Raw genomic sequence first — 24,558 nt, 5'->3', positions numbered from 1 at the left:
CACTATAGTATGCACCAAGTGAGTCTGCCCATATAGAGGCGGACTCTCTTGGTGTATCCTCTTGTTATGTAAGGGCTGTAGCACTCCCTTACGCAGCTCACCACTTAGCTTAATCGTTCGGATGCCCACGCATATTAAAGCTCTGAAATGCCCTCAGTGTGGTAGCACGCGTGCTACAAAGATTAGTGAGGATCACTACCGCTGCGACAGCTGCTCGACGGAGTTCTATCTCGACTCGGATGATATCACCATCCATCACAAGGTAGAGACGAAGCCGGCTCCTAATACCTTCCTTAGGCGTCTACTCCTCATTATCCTTGCGCCGGCGGCCTTCTTCTCGCTCATTACCATAGGGCTCATCGTCTGGGGAAGCTCTCGAGAAGAGACCTCGAGGGAGAGGGACGGAGAGGAGCATATGTCCTACGCCTGTGAGCAGCTCATGGCCTTCTCCAGTACGGCAGGGCGCCCCATCGTCGTGCTCTGTGGTGCTGCGCGCCGTGACGACTCCAGTGGGGACTGGGATCATGCGAAGGGCATCATGTACTTCTTCGATGGAGAGACTTATGAGATCATCAAGAAGCTCGAGCTCCCTGATGTGACGGGGAGGGTCAGCGTGACGGATGCACGTCAGTTCGAGGATGGGACTTACTATGTCGTCCTCAATAAGAAGCGCCTCTTTGCGATTGATCGCTCGACGCTTGATGTGAAGGAGATCCATAGTGAGGACTATAAGCTGCCAGAGCTCAGTGAGGGCTTTGGTAAGCTCGCTCTCTACTTCCACGAATATGGGGATGCCCTGGAGATCGAGACGAATCTGGGTAAGAAGTTTGTCTACTATCCCATAGCCAATAAGCTCTACACTGATCAGTCGATTTTCAAGGCTTATAAGGATAAGCTCCCCGCGCCTCAGCTCAGGACTCACTTTACCTTCTCAGAGCAGATGACGGGATCTGACTACAAGGATGAGCAGATCCAGCTTGTACGCTATCAGACGCTGGAGCAGCTCGGTTACCCTCGTCGTACTCCACACTTTGGCTGGGAGAATGACAGGCATTCATACTATCCGAAGAAGATCTTTGTCAGCCAGTACTTCGTAGAGGAGTCACGCTTACAGAGCTACGAGGACTTTACTCCAGGGGCCTACTACTTCTCGCCTACCGTCCTTTATGAGTCGGATGATCAGATCCTCATTTCCTTCAAACCCACGGCAGCTGCTGACGCCAAGAAGATGCTCCGATGTCTGGATACTCAGACGGGTCAGGTGCTGTGGAGCTGCTCTGAGGGGCTGGACGGCCTCGACTTCTGCTTAGGCGTAGCGCGCTTCTCTGGCGGCTATGTATTGGTAGACTACTCTCACTCTTGGCTGATCTCCAGTGAGGGTAAGGTGATGACTTGTGTGGATATCCATAGCCGCTTTAGGTAACACGAACTCCAGTCCGCTCCCCTTACATAGTATTTGCCCTCTCAACTAAACATACCTCTTAGCATAGCTCATATACAGGATGCCCAAGCATATCAAAACGATCAAATGTCCGCAGTGTGGTAGCACGCGTGCCACACAGCTTCGCGAGGATCACTACCGCTGCGACAGCTGCTCGACGGAGTACTATCTCGACTCGGATGATATCACCATCCATCACAAGATCGAGACGGAGCCCTTCCATAAGAGTGCTGCCACGGCACGCCTCAAGCGTCTACCCCTCGCTATCCTTGCGGTGACGGTCTTCTTCTCGCTCATTATCATGGGGCTTATTACCCTGGGAAGCTCCCGAGAAGGGAGCTCGGGGATGGGTAGCGGTGAGTCGGGGATGTCCTACAGTATTGAGGAGCTCGGTACCTTTACCACTACAGCGGGACGTCCGATCGTCGTGATCTTTGGCTCTGCTCGCCCGACAAGCTCAAGCAATGTCGATGATGCTAAGGGCTTCGTGTCCTTCTTTGATGGAGAGACTCAAAAGCTGGTTAAGAAGATTGAGCTCCTTGACGTGAAGGGGCGAATCCAGAATATGGATATGCGCCGATTTGGGGATGGGGCTTTTTACATTGTCTTCAATGAGGCTCACCTCTATAGGCTCGATCCCTCAACGCTCGATATGACGGAGGTCCATGGTGAGGACTATAAGCGCCCTGAGCTTAGTCAGGGATTTGCAAAGGTGGTATTTTATTACTCTCAGTTTGGGGATGCCTTGAAGGTCAAGACAAATCTGGGTGAGAGCTTCGTCTACTATCCCATTGCGGATAAGCTCTACTTGGAGAAGGACGCTTATGCGGCTCCTCTGGAGCCACTCCCAGCTCCTAAGGTGGCGACACACTTCTCCTTTTCGCTTGAGTCCTCAGACTATCCCAATAAGCAGCTCCAGCTCATACGCTATCGTAGACTCGAGCAGGACGGCTATCCTTGCGAATACCCAAGGTTCCAATGGCGGAGCTGGGATGGTGAGGACTTTTTGATCAGCTCCACCAGTGAGAAGCGTGCGCGTCTGCAGGGGTATGAAGATCTGACTCCTGGAGCTTATTACTTCTCGCCTGGGGTCCTTGATACGTCGGAAGACCAGATCCTCATCACCTTCAAGCCCACAGCAGCCGATGACGCTAAGCAAATGCTCCGATGCTTGGATGCCCAGACCGGGAAGGTGCTGTGGAGCTACTCCGATGATGAAAATAATCTCCATGGTGGGTCCGTCGCATCACGCTTCGCGGGTGGCTATGTCGTGGTGAACAACCGTTCGTCCTACGTCATCTCCAACGAGGGTAAGCTCGTGAGCAGCACGGATTATCGTAAGCTCATCGAAGGCCGCTCTTAACTACTCGTATTTCTTACTTAAATTTGTCCTTGTAGAGGCTTTGCCCCATACGAATACAGGACTTTATCACGTTCGTAACTTACACATATTTATAGCTCTTCGCATAGCTCATACCCAGTATGCCCAAGCACATCAAAGCTCTGAAATGCCCCCAGTGTGGTAGCACGCGCGCCACACTGATCCGCGAGGATCACTACCGCTGTGACAGCTGCTCGACGGAGTTCTTCCTCGACTCAGATGATATCACCATCCATCACAAGCATGAGACGGTACCCGATAACTCGAATCCCTTCTCCTTCATCCAGTCGCAGTTCTCAGCACATCCCAAGCGCAGCCTCCTCATCGCAGGAGGGGCATCGTTTGCATTCTTCCTCCTGGTCATCATCGGTAATCTCACCTCCAGTCGCTCGATGGACCGTGTGGCCGAGCGTATCGCGGCCTCACAAGGTGGCTACGGCTATACCGGTACTCTGAAGGAGCGTATGTCCTATGACTTGGAGCCCATCGAGCTCTTTGCCAGTACCGCAGGGCGCCCCGTCGTGGTGGTCTGTGGCTCTGCTTATCAGATGAATACGAGCTCAAAGAATGCCCAAGGCTTTGTGCGCCTCTATGATGGAGAGACTAAGAAGGTCCTCAAGGATATCCAGCTCCCTGATCTGAAGGGAAGCGTCGATGTGACGGGCGTGCGTCAGTTCGGAGATGGGTCAGTTTACCTTATCCTCAATAAGAAGCACCTCTATCGTATCGATCCCTCGACGCTCGATATGAAGGAGATCCATGGCGAGGACTATAAGGTAGCTGAGTTCAGCGAGGGCTTTGCGACGGTAGAGTTCGTCTATAGGGACAATGGCGATGGCCTGAAGGTCATGACGAATCTGGGGAAGAGCTTTGTCTACTATCCTATCCCCAATAAGCTCTATGGCGAGAAGATGGCCTATAAGGGCTATCTGGAGAAGCTCCCTGCTCCTAAGGTCGGCACGCACTTTACTTTCTCACGTCAGACTACTGACTATGAGGATCAGCAGATCCAGCTGGTGCGCTACCGTACGCTTGAGCAGGTCGGTTATCCGTACGATGAGCCAGACTTCGGCTGGCAGAAGGACTATGGTGGCTCTGGGATCTTCACTGATGCCTCGCCCTATCGCAAGGTCTTCGTCTTACCCTATACAGCTGAGCGCTCACGCCTGCAGGGCTACGAAGACTTTACCCCAGGGGCTTACTACTTCTCTCCTGCAGTCCTTCATGAGGCAGCTGACCGAGTCCTCATTTCTTTCAAGCCCACGGCAGCCTCTGATGCGACAAGGATCCTCCGATGCCTGGATGCCCAGACGGGCAAGGTGCTGTGGAGCTATTCTGATGAAGAGGATGACTTCGCTTATACGCTGAAGACTACTCGCTTCTCTGGAGGCTATGTCGTGGCGAGCTCCTCTAAGGCCTGGGTGCTAACCAACGATGGTAAGCTCAAGGAAGGCACGGACTTCCACGAGGTCGTCGAGGGCGAAGAATAGTACAAGCCAATAACACGATAACTCTAACCCCACACATACAATACTTTCTATGGGTCTATTCAATGTTTTCAAGGGGCAGCTGGCGCAGGTCATCCAGTGGGCTGATCCACGCCCAGGCGATCTCTGGTATCGCTTCCCCTCCTCACTTGATGAAATCAAGGATGGCAGTAAGCTCATCGTTGCTCCTGGTCAGGGTGCACTCCTCGTCTACGAAGGCAAGGTCGCCGAGGTCTTGACCGAGGCAGGTTCCTTCCAGCTGAAGACAGATAACCATCCCTTCTTCACTACGCTGGTACGTTTGCGCCAAGGCTTTGAGAGCGAGCATAAGCTCCAGATCTACTTCTTCCGTACCACGCAGATCGTCAATATCCCCTGGGGAACGGCTACACCTATCCTCATCGTCGATCCGATCTACAAGGTGCCTGTAGAGCTCGGTGTGCATGGGGTCTATGCCTTCCGTGTCGCTGATCCCAGCCACTTCTTCACGCAGTTCATCGGTGCTGGTGTCGCTAACTATGAAGTAAGTGCACTCCAGAGTGTCATCGTCGAGCGTGCCTACCAGCAGATCGCCTCTATCCTCCATGCGCATCAGTATCCCATCACTGAGATCGACGGCCGCCTGCCCGAGATCTCTCGCGAACTCCAATCTACGATGTCACCCATCCTCAACGAGCTGGGTATTGAGCTGACGGATGTGCGTATCACAGGTACCCACTATGATCAGGCTACGAGCCAGCGTATCGCTCGCGTGGCAGACATCACGGCAGAGAGCCTTGCTGCCAGTGAAGCGGGTATCAGCTACGAAGAGATGCAGCGTCTCGAGGCTCTGCGTGATGCTGCCCGTAACGAAGGTGGTATCGGTGCCGCAGGCCTGCAGATGGGGCTCGGTCTGGAGCTGGGTAAGAAGCTCACTCAGACCGTGAATGGCGAAGAGCCTGCTCCTGCAACTCCTGCACCCGAGGCTCCTCAGGTGAAGACCGAGGACCTCGGCTCTGATGACCCCCTGCTTCGTCGCCTCACGCAGCTCAAGCTCCTCCTCAGCGAGGGCGTCATCACTCAGGAAGACTACGACAAGAAGAAGCAAGAGCTTCTCGATCAACTCTAACCCCTCAGACAGATCCGACTTATGAAGTACATCTTTGGCGGCATCATCACGCTGCTTCTCCTGGCCACGCTGGCCTTCTATCTCCTTGGGCTGTGGGGTGTCGAGATCCCCGTGACCTCTGCCGACTTGACCAAGGCCTGGATCACGGGCCTCGTCGTGCTGGGTGCTCTCTTGGTCTTCACGGTCATCCTGCCCTTCTTCTTCGGCGGTCGCTCCAATCGCTACGACAAGTCTTCGGGCTCTATCGCTCAGCGCAAGAAGGACTAAGGACTACTCCTTAATAATAAAAGCTCACGGCCTCCATCTCTACTCGGTAGAGATGGAGGCCGTGACCTATTTATTAGCTTATTAGCGGGTATCAGTCTATCCCCAGCAATAGGTATTTTGTGGGTAGGTGATCCATAGTTGTGCTTTCTGTGTTTAACTTTGTGTAGACCTAAACAGAACAAGATCCCTCGCTCTACCGAGGAATCGCTCTCGAGAAAGCCTCTCTCTCCGCTCGACATGTAGCCCCTTTCCCTGGATCCTTTGACGGGTGAGTTGCGCTGGGAGGACTACGTCTTGCTCTGTTGTTGGTCCGATTCGTATAATCAACTTATAGTATACATGAAGAGTATTATTTGCCGTATGGCACTACTGCTGAGCCTTGTCCTTGTGGCCCTTGGGCAAGCTCAGGCACAGCACTCAGCGACTACGGGAAGTATCGTGGGCACCGTCGTTGACGCTTCGACACACGAAGCCCTTCCCAATGTCCAAGTCCTCATCAAGGGGACCACGATCGGTACGACTACCGATGTCCATGGAGCCTTCTCGATCCAAGGCCTTGCTCCGGGCTCTTATACCATCCAAGCCCGTCTCGTAGGCTATGGGGTGGAGGAGAGCCGTGTCGGGATTGAGGCTGGGCATAGTCGCCACCTAGACCTCTATCTCCAGCAGCAGAGTATCGACCTTGATGGGGTCGTCGTCTCGGCTAATCGTCAGGAGACGCTTCGCCGTCATGCACCGAGCCTTGTCACCGTCCTCTCGCAGGAGATCTTCAAGAAGACCAATTCGGAGAACCTCAGCCAAGGTCTCCGCTTCCAGCCAGGTCTTCGCATCGAGGACAACTGTCAGAACTGTGGCTTCAACCAAGTGCGTATCAACGGGCTTGAAGGGGCTTATTCTCAGATCCTCATCGATAGCCGTCCTATCTTCAGTTCGCTTGCTGGCGTTTATGGTCTGGAGCAGATCCCTGCCTCTATGATCGAGCGTGTCGAGGTGGTACGTGGGGGTGGATCAGCCCTCTTCGGTGCTAATGCCGTCGGTGGGGTGATCAATGTGATCACGAGAGAGCCTCTGCGCAATACCGCTAGCCTTCGCCAGAGCTATACTTCCTTCCAGCAGAACAAGGGGGCATACACTTCGCTGATGCCTACGACCTCGTTCAATGGTTCGCTGGTCAGCGAAGACCGCCGTGCTGCTGCGATGATCTTCGGTCAGCATTCCTCTCGTGGGATCGTGGATGTCGATGGGGATGACTTCACCGATATTCCCGAACTGAAGAATAGAGCTCTCGGCTTCCGTGCCTACTACAAGACGGGCATCTATGGCAAGCTGACGGCTGAATACCGCTCCATGCACGAGTATCGTCGTGGTGGTGATCGCCTAAGTGAAGCACCCTTCCAAGCTCGTATCGCTGAGTATCTCCAGCACTTCGTCGATGGGGGAAGCCTACGCTTCGACCAGACGACTGCTGAGGGCAACGACAGCTTTAGCCTCTATGCTTCGGGGCAGAAGGTCCTGCGTAAGAGCTACTATGGTGGGGGCAACTACGCCGATGAGCTCCTGAAGCCCCTGATCAACCTCCCTCGTGGTAATGCCCAAGGCACCGACGAGGAGAAGAAGCAGGCCGAGGAGTATCAGAAGGCCTATGACGATGCCCTCAAGGCGCTGACAGCCTATGGCGAGACCAAGGGCTTTGACTTCCAGGGGGGCGGTACCTATGTCCACAAGTTCCCCAAGGCGCTGACCCTGACGGTAGGTGCTGAGGGTGCTTACTCGACGCTCAACGATAAGAGTGGCTACCGTGCTCACGGCATCGATCAAGTGACGACGACTTGGTCGCAGTACGACCAGCTGGAGTATTCGACCGACCGTTGGAATTTCCTCCTTGGTGGCCGCTTCGACTATGTTCGTCTGACGCAGGGTGGGCAGAAGAGCATTGATCCGCTCCTCATCTTCAGCCCCAGAGCGAACGTGCGCTTCAATCCCACGAAGGACCTCAGTCTGCGCCTCTCTTACAGCGAAGGCTTCCGTGCTCCTCAGTTCTTCGATGAGGAGATGCACGTCACGCTGGCGGGTGGCGAACCCAAGGAGCGTGTCCTAGCGAAGGACCTGAAGGAAGAGCGCTCTCGTAGCCTCAGCGCTTCCTTCGACTGGTACACCACGCTGGGGAAGGGCTGGCAGCTCAACCTCATGGGTGAAGGCTTCGCTACCTGGATCCGAGACAAGTTCACTCCAGACAACGAGGATGGTGTCCTCGACCCCAAGACGGGGCGCAAGGTCATCACGATCATCAACGCTCGTGACGGGATGAGCAAGGTCTATGGCCTTAGCTTCGAGGCTCGTCTGGCATACCAGCGCCTCTTCGACCTGCAGGGCGGTGTGACCCTACAGCGTAGCCTCTACGGGCAGGAGAAGGTGCTCTTCGATGCAGATGATGGGAACCCCACGCAGGCCAAGGTCACGACGCGTGACTATGAGCGTACCCCTAATCTCTACGGCTATCTGACCGCTACGCTTCGTCCTACCTCTGCTCTGAGCTTCGTCCTCTCGGGCACCTATACGGGCTCGATGAATGTGCCCCATACGGCCTACGAAGGAGTAGGGGATCTCAACCTCCAAGCTAATGAGCTGGATGCTCAGGGACACTTCGATGTCGTGCGTGATGGGACGCGCTACCGTGGGCAGAATGCAGGGTCAGCTTACCTATACAAGGCAAAGCCCTTTGTTGATCTTGACTTCCGTGTAAGCTATGCTTTCAGCCTCACTTCGCTGGTGAAGCTCACGCTGGATGCTGGTGTGCAGAACTTCCTCAATGCCTATCAGAAGGATACCGATATGGGTCCTGGACGAGCTTCGGACTACATCTATGGGCCTAACCGTCCTCGTCGCCTCTATCTCTCGGCGACCTTCGATATCTAAGAGATAGCCTTGCGCAATGATCCCATATATAGGTATATGGGTGCGTAGGTAGAACTATATAGGAAGCAGCCCAAAGCTATATAGCTTTGGGCTGCTTTCTATATAGCTTTATGAAGTGACCTCTATTAGTTTGTTGCTCCGCGTAGGGATAAAAGTTGTGGACGAGTGGCAAATAAGTTTGGGCTACGTACGTGGCTCTAATATCTACGTACGTGGATATTTGGATTTGCGTGCCTCGTCTTTAGGACTACGTACATAGACAGAGGAAAACCACTACGGGAAGGTGCTTTTTTCTTCACGAGAACAATGCTTTTTCCTTCGCTGGATAAGAGGAATACGCGCGATAAGGCGAAGGGCTTGCGTATCACTTCGGAGAGGTACATCGGGGAGCTGGGCGCACGATGCCTTAGCACTCTAAATAGAGGGCAGGACTCTCGGCTACAGCCTCATCTAAGCAGATATACGCTCCCCAAATGAAAGGTCACGGCCTCCATCCCTACCGAGTAGGGATGGAGGCCGTGACCTTTTGCTCTAGGTGGCTACTCTCTTGGGTACCGCGAGAGACTACTTGCGGAAGAGGTGCTTGAACTCATCGGCATAGAGGCGAGAGAGCCCCTTGCGATTGTCGATGGCTTCGCCGACGACGATCATCGTCGTCAGGGTGAGCTTGTTCTCGTGGACGATCTGTGCGAGGTCACGCAGTACGCCACGGTAGATACGCTGGTCAGGCCACGTCAGGTGGTAGCAGGCTGCGACGGGGGTATCCTCGGGATAGTGCTCAAGGAGCTGGCGCTGTACGTCGTCGACGATACCTGCACTGAGGAAGATACACATCGTGCTCTGTGAGCGAGCCAAGAGGTGAAGCTGCTCCGTCTCGGGCATCTTCGTGCGGCCTTCGCCACGCGTCAAGATGATGGTCTGCGTCTTCTCGGGGATGGTGAACTGCGAGCGGAGCTCTGCAGCTGCCGCCTGGAAGGACGAGATCCCTGGGGTGATATGGTAGCTCATCCCATAGGCATCGAAGAAGGCCATCTGCTCCTGGATCGCCCCGTAGATACAGGGATCACCGGTGTGAAGGCGGGCGACGATGAGGCCCTTGTCATAGAACTCCTTCATCAGAGCGAACTGCTCCTCGAGGTTCATGTCAGCCGAGCTACGCACCGTCGCACCTGGCTTAGCGCATAGCGTGAGAGCACGGGGGACGAGGCTTCCTGCATAGAGGATGAGGTCAGCGATCTCCAGCCACTGACGACCACGGATGGAGATGAGGTCGGGGTCACCAGGACCTGCACCGACGATCTCAATATGTCCGCGGCGCTCTGCACTGCGCTCTACAGCCAGAGCGAAGGTGAAGTCATTACCATTGTGGAGCATACCCTTCTGCTTCTCCAGCACGAGGCTACCGAGGGAGGCAGCATAGCGTGCCGTGCTCTCAGCCACGCCCCATACGCCCGTCACCTCGTGGACCTTCTTCGAGGGATTAGCGACCTCTACATCGGCGAGGTCGGCTGCGGTGTAGATCTCGGGTGTGAGCCGGAGGGTCGCAGCAAGCTCATGCAGGAGCGGCTCGTCCTTCTTGAGGTCGATGGTCGCCAGATGATGGATGGCCTCGGGGAAGAAGCCGTGACGGCGTACTTCACCGAGGATATAGCTGACGATATCCTTGGGGTCGCACTGATAGCGGCAGCCGAGGCCGAGGCTCAGTACGGGCGGGATGAAGTGTACGGTGGGGAGTAGGTCGATCTCCAGTGCTCGGTAGGAGACGACGAGGAGCAGCGCGTACTCGGAGAGACGGGGGATAAGCTCCTCACGCGAGTAATAGACGTCGACATGGTCGGCCTTGGTACGCTCCAGCTCGCTCGTTCCCTTGTCCTGCACTTCGAGGAGGAGTGCAGTCTTCTCCCTATTGGTATAGAGAGCGATGGGGCGATTCAGCCCCTCGGAGCTGGCCTTCGTCACCCAGCTATAGCGGCGAGAGAAGAGGTCCAGAGCCCACAGGCCTGTATTGTCAGTCTGCGTGCTGATGACGGGCTCGGCACCGAGGAGGGCGGCGAGGTCACGCGTCAGCTCGTTGGCACCGCCGATGTGTCCCGATAGGACGGAGACGACGTGGCGCCCTGTGCTGTCGATGTTGATCACCGCAGGATCGGTGTACTTGTGCCCGATCAGTGGAGCGATGCTACGCACACAGATACCCATAGCACCGATGAAGATCCACCCTTCGAATGCGGTGAACTGCTCGGCTACGAACGACTGGATATGATCAATGTGCTCGACCCCTTCCCCAGGATGAGTGGAGAAGAGGCGAGCATTGGGATAGTTGGATAGGATTAGCTTAGCCGTCTGGATCCCTTGGGGTGAGACGGCAAGGATGGCAAGAGTCATAGAGGAGGTTTTGTGTATGATAAGGGGGGGATTAGCAGCGAGCAAGGATGCGTGCTACTGCTTCGTGGTCGATGTCTTGATCTTCACCGAGGAGGGTGCCACGCTCACGGAAGCGTCGGACGACCTCTTCGCGTAGGTCATCTCCGAAGCCACGCTCAGCGAGACGCGTCTCGAGACCAAGCGAACGGAAGAATGCTTCCGTCTTGTCGATGGCCTGAGTGATGCGTTCGTCCTCACTACCCTCGGTAAGACCCCAGATACGGGAGGCATACTGCAGGAGCTTGGCATGCTTCCCCTTGTTGGCCTGCTCTCTGAGGAGGGCGGGTAGGACGATGACTAGTGTATGACCATGCGTTAGCCCCGTGAGAGCTGTGATCTCATGCCCTATGCGATGGGTCGCCCAGTCTTGTGTCACGCCCATAGAGATGAAGCCATTGAGTGCCATCGTTGCTGAGAGCATGAAGGTGGCACGTGCATCGTAGTCTGCAGGCTGAGCCTTGATCTTGTCTGCCTCCTCGATGAGGGTGAGTAGAATGCCTTCTGCCCAGCGATCCATGAGAGGGCTCTCCCCGACACGGGTGAGGTACTGCTCTACGACGTGGATGAAGCTATCGGCGATACCACACGCTATCTGGTAGTCGGGTAGGGAGTAGGTATAGCTCGGATCGAGGATCGAGAATAGGGGATATTCGTTGTAGAAGCCGAACTTCTCATGTGTCGCTTCGCTGGAGATCACGGCTCCACGGTTCATCTCTGAGCCCGTAGCGGGGATCGTCAGCACGGTGCCAAGAGGAAGGGTCTGGACGCTTCGGTCAGCGCCATGTAGTACGAGATCCCAAGCGTCACGCTCCGAGGGGATCGCATTGACGATAAGCTTGCTGGCATCGAGGACACTCCCTCCGCCCACTGCGAGGACGAAGGTGACTCCCTCCTGCTTCCCAAGGGCGATAGCCTTACGCAGGGTCTCTACCTTGGGGTTAGGTTCGATGCCCCAGAACTCTACGGTCTGGAAGCCACTGAGCTGACTGATGACAGCTTCGTAGACACCATTACGCTTGACACTACCTCCGCCGAAGGTGAGGAGGATCTTGGCATCTGAGGGAAGGAGCTTAGGAAGCTCCAGGATGCTGTCTTTGCCGAAGACGAGCTTGGTGGGATTGCGGAAGGTGAAGTTATTCATAGGGCTTTACTTGTTTGATAGACATTACTTGTCTGAAGAGATACGGTAGACTTGGCGGTGGATCTCCTGCTGGATGCGGAGGAAGTCTACTTCCTGCAGTGAGCGATTAGAGAGTAAGTGTAGATCGACCCAGGGGAGGTCTGCTCCATAGGGTGGCTGGCGGTAGTCGAAGGGCTGTACGGTGAGTCCAAAGCGTGCATAGAAGGCTAAGCGTCGCTCCGCCATCGGTGAGTAGCCCGCTGGTTCGGCTTCGAGGACGATGGGATATTCGTCATCGTAGAGCTGTCCCAGCAGCTGGAGTACTTTAGTACCAAGGCCTTGTCCTCTTCGATTGGGATCAATGACAAGGTACTCAAAGTAATGTGATGAAGGTAGCTCCCAGCCTACGACGAAGCCCACGACCTCGTCATCGGAGAGGATGAGCTGAGCTATATGTTCGCAGCGCTCTGGGCCGAAGAGCTGTGTCCACGGACGACGCTCTTCGGGAGGGAAGGCTTCCTCATAGATCTGTCGCAGATGTGCTGGGGGCTCTTGTCCCCAAGGTATAGGATATAGCTCGATGGTAGGCATGACGGGTCAGCGGGAGTAGCGGCGTGGGAAGCGCAGGAGGATCGAGAGCAGTGCACAGCCACCCATGATGAAGGGATAGTAGAGGTTGGGGACGATGTCCATAGGCGACACACCTGCGAGCTTCGAAGCAAGGAGGAGCTGTGCACCATAGGGGATGAGCCCCTGCACGAAGCAGGAGAAGGTGTCAAGGATACTCGCTGTCTTGCGCGGATCGAGGCCGTACTGCTTCGTGATCTCACGGGATACCTTGCCCGTGGTGAGGATAGCGATCGTATTGTTTGCTGTGCAGAGGTTGGCCACAGAGACGAGGATAGCGATAGTCAGCTCAGCCCCACGCTTGCCACTGATGCCCCGCGTGAGGTGCCTGAGGAGGTAATCGATACCGCCGTTGTAGCGGATGAGCTCGAGCATACCGCCTGCCATCAGCGTCACGATGATCAGCTCGCCCATGCCCGTGATACCACTGCCGAGAGCGGCTATCCAGTCCCAGGCGGGTAGCGTACCTGTACCCAGCCCGACGGCACCGCAGGCGATGATGCCGAGGGTGAGGACACCCAGCACGTTCATCCCAGCGACGGCCGCCACGAGGACAAGGAGGTAGGGGAGGGTGAGGAGGAAGGAGCCTTCGCCCGAGGGACGTACGGCAGGGAGCTCCAGCCCGACGACGAAGTAGAGGACGAGAGCGATGATGGCGGCTGGTAGGACGATAGCGATGTTCGCACGGAACTTATCCTTCATGCTACAGCCCTGTGTGCGGGTCGCTGCGATGGTCGTGTCGGAGATGAACGAGAGGTTGTCGCCGAAGAAGGCGCCCCCTGTGACGACGGCAGCTACATAGGCATTTGATAGCCCGAGGCTCTCACCGAGCCCGAGGGCGATGGGTACGAGGGCGATGACCGTGCCGACACTTGTGCCGATGGAGAGGGAGATGAAGCACGCCGCGATGAAGAGTCCTGGGAGGAGGAGCGAGGAGGGGAGGAGCGAGAGGATGAGGTTCACGGTCGCGTCAATGGCACCCATACTCTTAGCACCTGTAGCGAAGGCACCAGCCAAGACGAAGATCCAGATCATCAGGAGGATATTCGGGTCGGAGGCACCACGTGAGTACTGGCGGATACGCTCCTCGAGCTTGATGCCGCGGGTGATAGCGACGGCATAGATCGAGGCTACGGTGAAGGCCACCGTGATGGGCATCTTATAGAAGTCCCCTACACAAATAGAGGTCAGTAGATAGACGGAGAGGAAGACGATGAGAGGGCTCAGGCCGAACCAGCCCCATCGCTTCGGCGAAAATGTAGGGGTATCTTGCTGCATGCGGGAGGGAGTAAATGATGGAATGTACGTCGTGCAAATCCCTTGCACAGTGGCACAAAGGTACGCATTCTATTCCGACTATCTGGCGGATGAGTGCCCGCTAAATGCGCAGTGCCCCGCTCCTCAATCTGAGGGGTGGGGCACTGCGTAAGGGGGGACGCTCGGTGCAGAGCGCTAAGAATCAGGCTCTACTCCGTGGGGAGGAAGGCGTCGAGGAGCGTATTCAGCACATTGTCCGTCGAGCTAAGCTTGAGGCTCATCTGGAGCTCGGAGCCAGAGGTGGTGAAGGTGAGTGACTCAAGGAGGCTCGCTTTATCACCGAGGATGAATTGGCTGATAGAGGCGGTGGCAGGGTTGGTGACGAACTTCTTCAGGTCGATGTAGGCGAAGCTATTCGTCTCCTTGAGCGTGTGATATGACTTGTGCCTGGTGAAGTCTGCACCTCCACTCTTAAAGAGGTCGTCCTTGCCCATCAAGCCGTAGGCGAAGTAGCTCACCCCGTTTTGGTAGCCGTAGACGAATGGGCCCTCAGCTACGAAATAGCGGTGGGCACCCTCAGCGGTGTGTCGGCCAGGGATCTTTTTCTCTGCCTGCTGGTAGAGAGCATCGACGAGCGTGGCGTCCTTGGTCTTGAGGTAGACGACGAAGCCATACTGTGGGTCCGTCCAGTCCTCTGCAATGCGGGGGAAGGAGAAGGCGATCTCATCTCCGAGGGTGGGGGCGATAGCCTCAAGGTCGAAGCTGTTAGCCTTGAGCTCGCTAAGGAGCTCCTGGTAACTGGGATCCTCTCGGTACTGCTCGAGGAGCTTCCGAGCACTGAAGGCTGCTGCTGCCGTGATGTAGCTATCCTTGGGGAGGTACTTGATGAGCCCCTCCTGTATCGTCGTGGGGTAGATCTCGCTGGTGAGTTTCCGCAGCTTCTCCAGAGTCACTCCGTCTTCGCTGCCATAGGTCACACTGCCCTTGAGCTCCCCCAGCTCGAAGGAGAAGGCGAAGAGTAGGTGGCACATCTTCAGATCGATGCCACCGATCTTCAAGGGGAGGCTGAGCTTACCCTGCTCGGTGAACAGCTCAAAGGGATAGCTGTCACTTGCGAGCGGCCTCAAGGATAGGACACCACGGATGTCGCCCTTCTGCTTCTCCATATCTTGGAAGGCAGGGGTAGCTGCATAGCTCTGCCCCCTCTTCTGGCTGAGGTAGCGCTTGGCGAGCTGCTTCGCTTCCTCGATGGTGGCCTTAGTGGTAAAGAGCGTGATGAGTGCCTTGTCGTTGAAGGCTACGATGGAGACGTCTCCTGGGTGATGATAGGCGATGGTATCGGGAAGGCTCACTTCCCCCTCGCACTCTTGTCGGGCTATGGAGTCTTCAGTGAAGTCAACTGCTGCACCCCCCTCAGTAGAGAAGCCGTCCTCGGTGTGGTAGCACCCGACTTCCCCTGGATCTCTCGACTCCTCGTCGATATAGATGAAGACACCGTCCTCTGACTTGACTGAGGCTGGATCCTTGCCGAAGAGCTTGAGGACATCCCTGGAGGTCTTCTTGAGCTTCTCCACATTGTCGACACGCAGGAGGTAGCCCACATCGATCTTCTCATTCGCGAATGCATAGACGGGGCTTTTGATACTGACTCCCCATTGCTTGATGCCCTGGATGAGGCCCTTGATATCGCCATTGGAGTTGATAGGACCCGTCAGTGCTCGGGTGATACGCTGACGCAATTGGATATTGGCCTCTAAGAGGCCTGATTTCCTTAGGGTAGGCTCCAGCTCGAAGGCGCATACCAGATGGGCATCGGCTGGTAGGGCATTCAGATACTCTTGGTCCTTGCTACAGCTGGAGAGCCCGAGGGCAAGGACTGCTAAGAGGAAGAGGTAGTACTTGATTCGTGTCATATAAGGGGGATAGTTGGGGATTGACCTCTGTGCGTAAAGGTAGTGCAAATCAGATGGATGCGATGGTGGCTCCCCGTCAAAAGTGCAGTGCCCCGCTCCTCAGTCTGAGGGGCGGGGCATTGCGTAAGGGGGGACGCTCGGTGCAGAGCGCTGATCGTGAGGGATTATCGCAGGGCGGCGAAGAGGTCTGCGAGTGTCTTTAGCGAGTTCTCCTTCGAGTCGATCTTCAGGCTCATCTTACCATTGAGATTGGTGGTCGTGAAGCTCAGGGACTGGAGGACGCGGAAGGCCTTAGCCTTCTCGCCGATGAACATCCGGAGCAGATCAGCGGTAGGAGCCGTCGTCAGGAGCTTCTTCAGGTCGATGTAGCAGAAGCTGTTGCTCTTCTTGAGCGAGCTGTAGTCGCTGTGCTTCGTGAAGTTCTCACCCGAGGTCTTGAAGAGCTGTTCTCTTCCCATACCACCGTAGGCCAGATAGGTCACACCATCTTGGAAGCCGAAGAAGAAGGGGCCTTCTTCTATGCGATAGCGGTGGTCTCCACCGTCCTTGGCATATCTGCCAGAGTGCTCCTTCTCAGCCTGCTGGTAGAGCATATCCACGAGCGTGGCATCCTTCGTCTTGAGGTAGCCTACGAGGCCGAATTCCGCCTGCTCCGCATTGATGTGGGGGAGGGTGAAGGCAATCTCTTCTCCGAGGGTGGGGACGATAGCTTCGATGTCGACGCCTTCCTCCTTGAGCTCCGAGAGTGTTTTCTTGAAGTCAGGGAGCTTGCTGTAGTGCTCGATGAGCTTCTGCACGCTGAGCGAGGCTGCAGCGGTCATATAGCTATCCTTGGGGAGGAACTTCACGAGGTCATCCTGTACGGACTTGGGAGAGAGTTCCTCGGCGAGCTTCTTGAGCTTCTTGAGGATCTCCTTGTCTTCGCTACCATAGGTCATCATACCCACGACTTCGCCCGTCTCGAAGGAGACCGAGTAGAGCATGTAGCACTTCTCCATATCGATGCCATCGAAGTTGGTGGCATCCGAAAGGCCTACAATGTTCTCAGTCATTGATTTGCCATAGCTGGATTCCAAGAACTTCGTCATTGAGAGGACACCGCGGATATCGCCCTTCTGATCCTCGAGGTCACGGAAGGCTGGGGTAGCTACATAGCTCTTGTCCTTGGTCTGGCTGAGGTACTGCTTAGCGAGCTGCTTCGTCTCTTCGATGGTCGACTCGCTGGTGTTGAGGGAGATGAAGGCCTTGTCATTGAAGGCGTAGAGCTTGACATTCCCTGGGACGTGATAGGTAGAGATCGAGGGCTGGTGGGCTGTCGTGTCGCTGGTCGCTTCGACGACGTCGTACTCACTCTCATCGAACTCATCTAATTTGACATCTTCGGGCTCGGTGGAGTCCTCGTCGATATCGAAGAAGATGCCGTCCTCGGCCTTGAGTGCTGCAGCATCCTTGTTGCGGAGCTTACGGAGCTTGTTCACGCAGGCCTCGAGCTTGCTCTTGTCATCGACACGCAGGAGGTAGCCGAGGCTGACCTTTTCGTTGGAGAAGAGGAAGACGGGGCTCTTGAGGTCGACACCGCTCTTGCTGGGGTTTTGGATGAGCTCCTTGTAGTAGGCTTCGGCCTCCTCGCTGTCGCTGAGCATCTCGGTGAGATGCTTCTGTAGCTCGCCATACTTACTGTTGGCGACGCCGGCTTTCTTGGCCATAGACTTGAGGTCGATGGAGCATACCGAGAAGGCATCAGCCGGCAGGGCATACTGGTAAGCTTGGTCCTTGCTACAGCTGGAGAGCCCGAGGGCAAGGACTGCTAAGAGGAGAAGGTAATGTTTGATTCGTGTCATATAAGGGGGATAGTTGGGGATTGACCTATGTGCGTAAAGGTAGTGCAAATCAGCTGGATGCGCTGATGTGGCTCTCCGTCAAAAGCGCAGTGCCCCGCTCTTCAGTCTGAGGGGCGGGGCACTGCGTAAGGGGGGACGCTCGGTGCAGAGCGCTGATCGTGAGGGATTATCGCAGGGCGACGAAGAGGTCTGCGAGCGTCTTCAGCGAGTTCTCCTTCGAGTCGATCTTCAGGCTCATCTTACCATCGATATTGGTGGCCGTGAAGCTCAGGGACTGGAGGACGTGGAAGGCCTTGGCCTTCTCGCCGATGAACATCTGGAGCAGATCAGAGGTAGGAGCCGTCGTCAGGAGCTTCTTCAGGTCGATGTAGCAGAAGCTGTTGCTCTTCTTGAGCGAGCTGTATTCGCTGTGCTTCGTGAAGTTCTCACCCGAGGTCTTGAAGAGCTGTTCTCTTCCCATACCGCCGTAGACCAGATAGGTCACACCGTCTTGGTAGCCGAAGAAGAAGGAACCTTCTGCTATGCGATAGCGGTGGTCTCCACCATCCTTGACGTATCTGCCAGAGTGCTCCTTCTCAGCCTGCTGATAGAGCATATCTACGAGCGTAGCATCCTTCGTCTTGAGGTAGACTACGAGGCCGAAGTCAGCCTGCTCCGCATTGATGTGGGGGCAGGTGAAGGCGAACTCCTCTCCGAGGGTGGGAGCGATAGCTTCGATATCGACGCCTTCCTCCTTGAGGTTCGAGAGTGCTTCCCTGAGACCAGGGAGCTTGCTGTAGTGCTCGATGAGCTTCTGTGCGCTGATTGTAGCAGCAGCGGTCATATAGCTATCCTTGGGGAGGAGCTTCACGAGGTCATCCTGTACGGACTTGGGAGAGACTTCCTCGGCGAGCTTCTTGAGCTTCTTGAGGATCTCCTTGTCTTCGCTACCATAGGTCATCGTACCCACGACTTCGCCCGTCTCGAAGGAGACCGAGTAGAGCATATAGCACTTCTTCATATCGATGCCATCGAAGTTGGTGGCATCCGAAAGGCCTACAATGTTCTCAGTCATTGATTTGCCATAGCTGGATTCCAAGAACTTCGTCATCGAGAGGACACCGCGGATATCGCCCTTTTGGTCCTCGAGGTCACGGAAGGCTGGGGTAGCTACATAGCTCTTGTCCTTGGTCTGGCTGAGGTACTGCTTAGCGAGCTGCTTCGTCTCTTCGATGGTCGACTCGCTGGTGTTGAGGGAGATGAAGGCCTTGTCATTGAAAGCGTAGACCGTGACATTCCCAGAGACGTGGTAGGTAGAGATCGAGGGCTGGTGGGCTGTCGTGTCGCTGGTCTCTTCGATGGTGTCGTACTCACTCTCATCGTATTCGACTTCTTCGGGCTCGGTGGAGTCTTCGTCGATATCGAAGAAGATGCCGTCCTCGGCCTTGAGAGCTGCAGCATCCTTGTTGCGGAGCTTACGGAGCTTGTTCACGCAGGCCTCGAGCTTGGCCTTGTCATCGACACGCAGGAGGTAGCCGAGGCTGACCTTTTCATTGGAGAAGAAGAAGACGGGGCTCTTGAGGTCGGCACCGCTCTTGCTGGGGTTTTGGATGAGCTCCTTGTAGTAGGCTTCGGCCTCCTCGCTGTCGCTGAGCATCTCGGTGAGATGCTTCTGTAGCTCGCCATCCTTACTGTTGGCGACGCCGGCTTTCTTGGCCATAGACTTGAGGTCGAAGGAGCATACCGAGTAGGCGTCAGCCGGCAGGGCATACTGGTAAGCTTGGTCCTTGCTACAGCTGGAGAGCCCGAGGGCAAGGACTGCTAAGAGGAGAAGGTAATGTTTGATTCGTTTCATAAGTCGCTATGATGTGTAGTTAATTGGGGGCATCTATATACTGCAAATATAGGGATATATCCACAAAAGAGGCCGCTACGTGTGATCACTCTGCTGTTAGCTCAAACGGGCATTTCACTCCTCCTATTATCCTGGGAGCAAAGGATGTCGCTCTGCCAAAGAGTAGAGCGGGAGAATGGGAGAGTAGAGGTGCTCCGTTAGTAATTGACATCCAGAAGTATATCGCTTCGCTGCTCTGAACTCTGGAGGAGGGGGATAGCGACCTATATAGGTCACTGCTCGAACCTATATAGGTCACTGCTCGAACCAATATAGGTCACATATATCGACCTATATAGCTTCGCTTCTCGACCAATATGAGACTGTTGCTCCGCGTAGGGATAAAAGTTGTGGACGAGTGGCAAATAAGTTTGGGCTACGTACGTGGCTCTAATATCTACGTACGTGGACATTTGGATTTACGTACCTGGTCTTTAAGACTACGTGCATAGATACTGAAAAACCACTACGTGAAGGCGCTTTTTCCTTCACGAGAAGGACACTTTTCCCTTCGCAGGATAAGAGGAATATATGTGATAAGGCGAAGGGCTTGCTCGGTCACTTCGGAGAGGTGTATCGGGGAGCTGGGCGCACGATGCCTTAGCACTCTAAATAGGGAACAGGACTCGCGGCAACAATCTCAATATAGGTCAGCGCACCGACCTATATTGGTTCACATCACCTCCTTCGGGGCGTGTATCCTGATCTCGGGGGGAGATGAGGGGTAAAGCGCTTAGATGCACTACCTTTGTGATATCATTCATCTCCTTACTACGAGCGGGGAGTCTCCCTGCTCGCTCTCGATCCTAAGCCAATGCATTGGACCCAACTCCTCTCTGACCGCCGTCTGGGTGCAGACCGCGCAGAGCGCCCCCAGTCGCGGGGCTGGGCACGAAGCGACTTCGAGCGGGACTATGACCGCTTAGTCTTCTCGCCTGCCTTCCGCCGCCTACAGAATAAGACGCAGGTCTTCCCTCTGCCTGGGAACATCTTCGTGCACAACCGCCTGACGCATAGCCTCGAGGTGAGCTGCCTCGGGCGATCGCTGGGCAACATCGTCGGGGAGGTGCTCTCCGAGCGCTATCCCACCGACCGTGAGACGCCCTTCCGCTCGGGGATCAGTGCCATCGTCAGCGCTGCGTGTCTGGCGCACGATATGGGGAATCCCCCCTTCGGACACAGCGGAGAGCGTGCGATCAGCGCTTACTTCGGCGAAGGCCCGGGGAAGCGCTGGGAGCCTCTGGTACGTGCCGAGGGTGGACGCTGGGAGGACTTCCTCTACTTCGAGGGGAATGCGAATGCCTTCCGCCTCCTGACACATCAGTTCCGTGGTCGCCGTCCTGGGGGCTTTGCCCTGACGTATAGCACAGTGGCGAGCATCGTGAAGTATCCCTATAGCAGTCTCTTGGCAGGAGGGAAGAGTAAGTTCGGCTTCTTCGCCACAGAAGAGGAGACGATGAAAGAGGTCGCCACAGAGCTGGGCCTCGAGCGACGCACCGCCTCAGCACTGAGCTATGCCCGCCATCCACTGGTCTACCTCGTGGAGGCTGCAGACGATATATGCTATCAGATTATGGACATCGAGGATGCCGCGAAGCTCCACATCCTGAGTCGTGGGGAGGCACAGGGGTTGCTCTCGGCCTTCTTCTCCGAGGAGGAGCTGCGGGAGGTGCAGCAGGGCCTTCGGCATATCACCGACCCCAACGAGCAGACGGCTTACCTGCGCTCCAAGGTCATCAATCTCTTGGTCGAGGAGGCCGCAGGTATCTTCCTCGATGCTGAGCGGGAGATCCTCGCGGGGACCTTCTCTGGTAGCCTCATCCATCACCTCGAGCCACGCACGAAGGCGGCCTACGAGGCGTGTAGCCAGACGGCCTATGCCCGCATCTATCGGGCCCGTGAGGTCGTCGACGTCGAGCTCGCAGGGCATCGTATCTTCACCGCCCTCCTCGACCAGCTCCTTGAGGCACAGATTCACCCCGACTACCAGTACAGCCGCACGCTCCTCAGTCGCGTAAGTAGCCAGTATGAGATGGGACAGCCCACGATGTACGGACGCATCCAGAGCACGCTGGACTATATCTCGGGGATGACGGATATCTACGCCCTCGACCTCTATCGCCGCATCACGGGGATGAACCTCCCTGCGGTCTAAGCGCTCGCTTCTTCTCTTTGTACCTATGCATAAATAGGGTGTAGAGGCTATAATGACTACCTTTGCACCGTCATCCGACAATCCACATATATCTCCACGATATCATACATCCCATTATGTCTATCAATAAGCTATATCCCCTGACCTTCGAGCCTCTCTTGAAGGAAGTCATCTGGGGCGGCAGTGCTATCCGCCCATTCAAAGGCCTTACTCCTGACGATAAGAAGGTCGGTGAGAGCTGGGAAATCTCTCACGTCGACGACAACTACTCCGTCGTCGCAGCTGGCCCGCTCGCTGGGAAGAACCTCGACGAACTGATCCATACCTACGGCGAAGAGCTCGTCGGTAAGAGCGTCCTCGAGCGCTTTGGCCGTCGCTTCCCCCTGCTCATCAAGTTCATCGATGCCCGCGACTACCTCTCTATCCAGGTGCATCCCGATGATGCCCTCGGTCTCAAGCGTCACAATTCCTTCGGGAAGACCGAGATGTGGTACGTCATCAATGCGACCCCAGGGGCCAAGCTCTATAGTGGCTTCGCCGTGCAGTCTTCGCCCGAGGACTACGTGCGCCGTATCGAAGAAGGTACCATCGTCGAGGCACTGGCCGAATACGAAGTGAATGCTGGTGACGTCTTCTTCCTCCCCGCAGGTCGTGTCCACGCTATCGGTGCAGGCTGCTTCATCGCTGAGATCCAGCAGACCTCCAATATCACCTACCGTATCTACGACTACGATCGTACGGATGCCGCAGGCAACAAGCGTGAGCTTCACACCGAGCTGGCGAAGGACGCCATCGACTATCACCTCGAGGACGACTACCGCACGGCTTACACGCCTCAGGTAGATGCTCCCGTCGAGCTGGTATCTTGCCGCTACTTCGAGACGAACCTCCTGGACCTCGATGCGCCACTTGCTCGTGACTGGTCTAAGCTGGATAGCTTCGTCATCTACATCTGTATGGAGGGTGGCGTACGTCTGACGGATGCTGACGGCACGGTCGTCGAGCTGCATCAGGGTCAGAGCGTACTCGTCCCTGCTTCCAATCCTTCGCTCACCCTCACACCCGTGGGCAAGGTCAAGCTCCTCGAGACCTACATCCCCGCAGCTAAGTAAGCTCTCGCAGCTATGGCTAAGCGACTCTTCTACCGCATCAAGGAGGTGGCGCACCAGCTTGGTGAGCCCGTCTCGACCGTCCGCTACTGGGAGACGGTCTTCCCGCAGGTATCGCCTCACATCTCGCCTAAGGGCGTGCGGCAGTACACCGAGCGGGATATCGAGACGCTACGCACCATACAGCTCCTCCTGCGAGAGAAGGGGATGACGATCGAGGGGGCGAATGCCCAGCTTCGCGTCCGTCAGTCCTCCCTCGAGTCGCGCGCCGACACGCTGCTCCGCCTACGGCAGATCCGTCAGCAGCTCGATGAGCTGCGTAAGGCACTCGGCTAATCGCCCCTCGCCGTAGTCAGCTGAAAAGCCGATAAAAGCATAAGCCCGTACTCCCACATCTGGGGAGCACGGGCTTATGCTTTTGTGATGCTTAGTGGAGCCTATGCCTTAGCGAAGAGGCGTAGGCTGTGCACCTTGTGGCGGATGGATAGCGTATTGATGAGTGCCGTGATGAGGAAGATGCCGACACCGATGAGGGCGGTCGTGCCAAGCCCTCCGCTCACTTCGTCAGAGAGTAGGCGCTGAGCAGCCTCGATATAGTAGCCACGGGCGTAGGCCACAGCGACGAGGCTAAGGCCGAGGACAGCGCACTGTACGAGGAGCGTCAGTGCGATGTAGGGGCGGATGACGGCACTACGCGTGTAGCCGAGCAGTAGGAGATCCTCGATCTGTCGCGTATTCTTCTGCAGGAGAAGGTATATCGAGAGGAGAAGCAGATAGATCGAGAGGGCGGAGATGAGTACCCCGATAGCTAAGACAAGCCCCGCGAGGAGTCGCAGGAGGTACATTGATTCGCCTGACGCCAGGCGCTCGCCTTCGCTCTCATAGTGGTGGTCGCGCAGGTAGAGTGTGATGGCTGGATCGGAAGGGCTCTTGACCTCGACAATGAGGCGTGTCGAGGGGGCTTCGGCACCAGGTGCCAAGCGTTCGTTCATCGCCTCGAGGAAGGGTAGGGGGACGAGTAGCGTATTGAGGCGGTTGGAGAAGCCTACGATACGGCCACGTAGCTGGACCTCTTCGCCAGCACCCGAGAGGTCGAGCTGAAGGGGAAGGCTACTCATCGTCGCCTCGGAGAGAAGCGGAAGGCCTTGGCTCTGTGCGAAGGCAGAGTTGTACAGCCCGAGGTAGTTGCGTGGGATGATGATCGGCACTTCATCGCTATTCGGGTCGTACTTCCAGTCCTCGGCCTTCACGTCGAGGAACTCTTCGGGTACGGCTTCGAAGAACATATACGTCGACATCCCGATGCCGAGTGTCAGGCCCGCCGACACACGGAACTTCGAGGGGAGGAAGCGCCCGACACGCAGGGCAAAGTCTTGCTTCGATAGCTCTTCGATTTCGCTGGCGGAGAAGCTGTTGTTCTTCTTCCTGCCGAAGAGCCCACCGCGTACCTGCTTGCTGATGATGATGTAGTCGCCCTTCATGAAGCGGTCCTTCGCACCGAGGACGCTCGTCGCGTCTTGGTAGAACTGGCACCCGAGTAGGATGATCGCCATGCCGATGAGGTTGGCGACGAAGAAGCCGAAGAGCTGCAGTGGGCTGATATGACGGCTCAGCAGGCGTATGACAAGTCTATTCATGG

17 protein-coding genes are annotated in these 24,558 nt (G+C 56.0%); 9 read left to right on the top strand and 8 right to left on the bottom strand.

Annotated features, from left to right (window positions below; all coding sequences use genetic code 11):
- The first annotated feature begins 121 nt into the window (after positions 1-121).
- The 6 genes from KO088_RS04775 to KO088_RS04750 all read left to right on the top strand — a co-directional run bounded on the left by KO088_RS04775 (position 122) and on the right by KO088_RS04750 (position 8,600).
- A complete protein-coding gene (locus KO088_RS04775) occupies positions 122-1,423 on the top strand; it encodes a hypothetical protein (RefSeq protein ID WP_215493797.1) in 1,302 nt (433 codons plus the stop codon).
- A gap of 79 nt (positions 1,424-1,502) precedes the next feature.
- Positions 1,503-2,804 (top strand): hypothetical protein, encoded by a 1,302-nt coding sequence (locus KO088_RS04770; RefSeq protein WP_215493796.1) that lies wholly within the window; start codon positions 1,503-1,505, stop codon positions 2,802-2,804.
- Between the two features lie 119 nt (positions 2,805-2,923).
- Positions 2,924-4,312, top strand: a complete 1,389-nt coding sequence (locus tag KO088_RS04765; protein WP_215493795.1) for a hypothetical protein — start codon at positions 2,924-2,926, stop codon at positions 4,310-4,312.
- A 49-nt stretch (positions 4,313-4,361) separates the two neighbouring features.
- Positions 4,362-5,417, top strand: a complete 1,056-nt coding sequence (locus tag KO088_RS04760; protein ID WP_215493794.1) for an SPFH domain-containing protein — start codon at positions 4,362-4,364, stop codon at positions 5,415-5,417.
- A 21-nt stretch (positions 5,418-5,438) separates the two neighbouring features.
- On the top strand, positions 5,439-5,684 hold the full coding sequence (locus tag KO088_RS04755) for a hypothetical protein (protein WP_215493793.1): 246 nt from the start codon (positions 5,439-5,441) through the stop codon (positions 5,682-5,684).
- 339 nt (positions 5,685-6,023) lie between these two features.
- Positions 6,024-8,600 carry a TonB-dependent receptor gene (locus tag KO088_RS04750; RefSeq protein ID WP_215493792.1) on the top strand — a complete coding sequence of 859 codons (2,577 nt, stop codon included), beginning with the start codon at positions 6,024-6,026 and terminating at the stop codon, positions 8,598-8,600.
- Positions 8,601-9,164: 564 nt separating this feature from the next.
- On the opposite strand, the gene cobM is transcribed toward KO088_RS04750, so the two are convergent.
- The 7 genes from cobM to KO088_RS04715 all read right to left on the bottom strand — a co-directional run bounded on the left by cobM (position 9,165) and on the right by KO088_RS04715 (position 19,616).
- Complete coding sequence (gene cobM, locus KO088_RS04745) at positions 9,165-10,985, bottom strand: precorrin-4 C(11)-methyltransferase (RefSeq protein ID WP_215493791.1); 1,821 nt, start codon at positions 10,983-10,985, stop codon at positions 9,165-9,167.
- A 31-nt stretch (positions 10,986-11,016) separates the two neighbouring features.
- Entirely contained in the window at positions 11,017-12,165 is a 1,149-nt protein-coding gene (locus KO088_RS04740) for an iron-containing alcohol dehydrogenase (protein ID WP_215493790.1), read from the bottom strand.
- Positions 12,166-12,189: 24 nt separating this feature from the next.
- Positions 12,190-12,735, bottom strand: coding sequence for a GNAT family N-acetyltransferase (locus tag KO088_RS04735; RefSeq protein WP_215493789.1), 546 nt, complete (start codon positions 12,733-12,735; stop codon positions 12,190-12,192).
- A 6-nt stretch (positions 12,736-12,741) separates the two neighbouring features.
- Positions 12,742-14,049, bottom strand: a complete 1,308-nt coding sequence (locus tag KO088_RS04730) for a Na+/H+ antiporter NhaC family protein (protein WP_215493788.1) — start codon at positions 14,047-14,049, stop codon at positions 12,742-12,744.
- A gap of 188 nt (positions 14,050-14,237) precedes the next feature.
- Positions 14,238-15,941 carry a DUF4836 family protein gene (locus tag KO088_RS04725; RefSeq protein WP_215493787.1) on the bottom strand — a complete coding sequence of 568 codons (1,704 nt, stop codon included), beginning with the start codon at positions 15,939-15,941 and terminating at the stop codon, positions 14,238-14,240.
- A 164-nt stretch (positions 15,942-16,105) separates the two neighbouring features.
- Positions 16,106-17,782 (bottom strand): DUF4836 family protein, encoded by a 1,677-nt coding sequence (locus KO088_RS04720; RefSeq protein WP_215493786.1) that lies wholly within the window; start codon positions 17,780-17,782, stop codon positions 16,106-16,108.
- Between the two features lie 166 nt (positions 17,783-17,948).
- Positions 17,949-19,616: a DUF4836 family protein gene (locus tag KO088_RS04715; protein WP_215493785.1), complete on the bottom strand. Its 1,668-nt coding sequence runs from the start codon at positions 19,614-19,616 to the stop codon at positions 17,949-17,951.
- Positions 19,617-20,469: 853 nt separating this feature from the next.
- On the opposite strand from KO088_RS04715, the gene dgt reads away from it, so the two are divergent.
- From dgt to KO088_RS04700, 3 genes are all read left to right on the top strand, one after another.
- A complete protein-coding gene (gene dgt, locus KO088_RS04710) occupies positions 20,470-21,810 on the top strand; it encodes a dGTP triphosphohydrolase (protein ID WP_215493784.1) in 1,341 nt (446 codons plus the stop codon).
- Between the two features lie 116 nt (positions 21,811-21,926).
- Entirely contained in the window at positions 21,927-22,922 is a 996-nt protein-coding gene (locus KO088_RS04705; protein ID WP_215493783.1) for a type I phosphomannose isomerase catalytic subunit, read from the top strand.
- A gap of 12 nt (positions 22,923-22,934) precedes the next feature.
- A complete protein-coding gene (locus tag KO088_RS04700; protein WP_060935211.1) occupies positions 22,935-23,255 on the top strand; it encodes a MerR family transcriptional regulator in 321 nt (106 codons plus the stop codon).
- A gap of 101 nt (positions 23,256-23,356) precedes the next feature.
- Here KO088_RS04700 and KO088_RS04695 read toward each other — a convergent pair whose 3' ends face one another.
- Positions 23,357-24,556 (bottom strand): ABC transporter permease, encoded by a 1,200-nt coding sequence (locus KO088_RS04695; RefSeq protein ID WP_215493782.1) that lies wholly within the window; start codon positions 24,554-24,556, stop codon positions 23,357-23,359.
- Positions 24,557-24,558: the final 2 nt, after the last annotated feature.

Source organism: Porphyromonas bobii (assembly GCF_943169685.1).
GTDB lineage: Bacteria > Bacteroidota > Bacteroidia > Bacteroidales > Porphyromonadaceae > Porphyromonas > Porphyromonas pasteri.
This window is presented reverse-complemented; position numbering and strand designations above follow the sequence as displayed.

Coding starts and splice junctions, on each gene's coding strand:
- KO088_RS04775 (WP_215493797.1), top strand. CDS start 122: ATGCCCACGCATATTAAAGCTCTGAAATGCCCTCAGTGTGGTAGCACG.
- KO088_RS04770 (WP_215493796.1), top strand. CDS start 1,503: ATGCCCAAGCATATCAAAACGATCAAATGTCCGCAGTGTGGTAGCACG.
- KO088_RS04765 (WP_215493795.1), top strand. CDS start 2,924: ATGCCCAAGCACATCAAAGCTCTGAAATGCCCCCAGTGTGGTAGCACG.
- KO088_RS04760 (WP_215493794.1), top strand. CDS start 4,362: ATGGGTCTATTCAATGTTTTCAAGGGGCAGCTGGCGCAGGTCATCCAG.
- KO088_RS04755 (WP_215493793.1), top strand. CDS start 5,439: ATGAAGTACATCTTTGGCGGCATCATCACGCTGCTTCTCCTGGCCACG.
- KO088_RS04750 (WP_215493792.1), top strand. CDS start 6,024: ATGAAGAGTATTATTTGCCGTATGGCACTACTGCTGAGCCTTGTCCTT.
- cobM (WP_215493791.1), bottom strand. CDS start 10,985: ATGACTCTTGCCATCCTTGCCGTCTCACCCCAAGGGATCCAGACGGCT.
- KO088_RS04740 (WP_215493790.1), bottom strand. CDS start 12,165: ATGAATAACTTCACCTTCCGCAATCCCACCAAGCTCGTCTTCGGCAAA.
- KO088_RS04735 (WP_215493789.1), bottom strand. CDS start 12,735: ATGCCTACCATCGAGCTATATCCTATACCTTGGGGACAAGAGCCCCCA.
- KO088_RS04730 (WP_215493788.1), bottom strand. CDS start 14,049: ATGCAGCAAGATACCCCTACATTTTCGCCGAAGCGATGGGGCTGGTTC.
- KO088_RS04725 (WP_215493787.1), bottom strand. CDS start 15,941: ATGACACGAATCAAGTACTACCTCTTCCTCTTAGCAGTCCTTGCCCTC.
- KO088_RS04720 (WP_215493786.1), bottom strand. CDS start 17,782: ATGACACGAATCAAACATTACCTTCTCCTCTTAGCAGTCCTTGCCCTC.
- KO088_RS04715 (WP_215493785.1), bottom strand. CDS start 19,616: ATGAAACGAATCAAACATTACCTTCTCCTCTTAGCAGTCCTTGCCCTC.
- dgt (WP_215493784.1), top strand. CDS start 20,470: ATGCATTGGACCCAACTCCTCTCTGACCGCCGTCTGGGTGCAGACCGC.
- KO088_RS04705 (WP_215493783.1), top strand. CDS start 21,927: ATGTCTATCAATAAGCTATATCCCCTGACCTTCGAGCCTCTCTTGAAG.
- KO088_RS04700 (WP_060935211.1), top strand. CDS start 22,935: ATGGCTAAGCGACTCTTCTACCGCATCAAGGAGGTGGCGCACCAGCTT.
- KO088_RS04695 (WP_215493782.1), bottom strand. CDS start 24,556: ATGAATAGACTTGTCATACGCCTGCTGAGCCGTCATATCAGCCCACTG.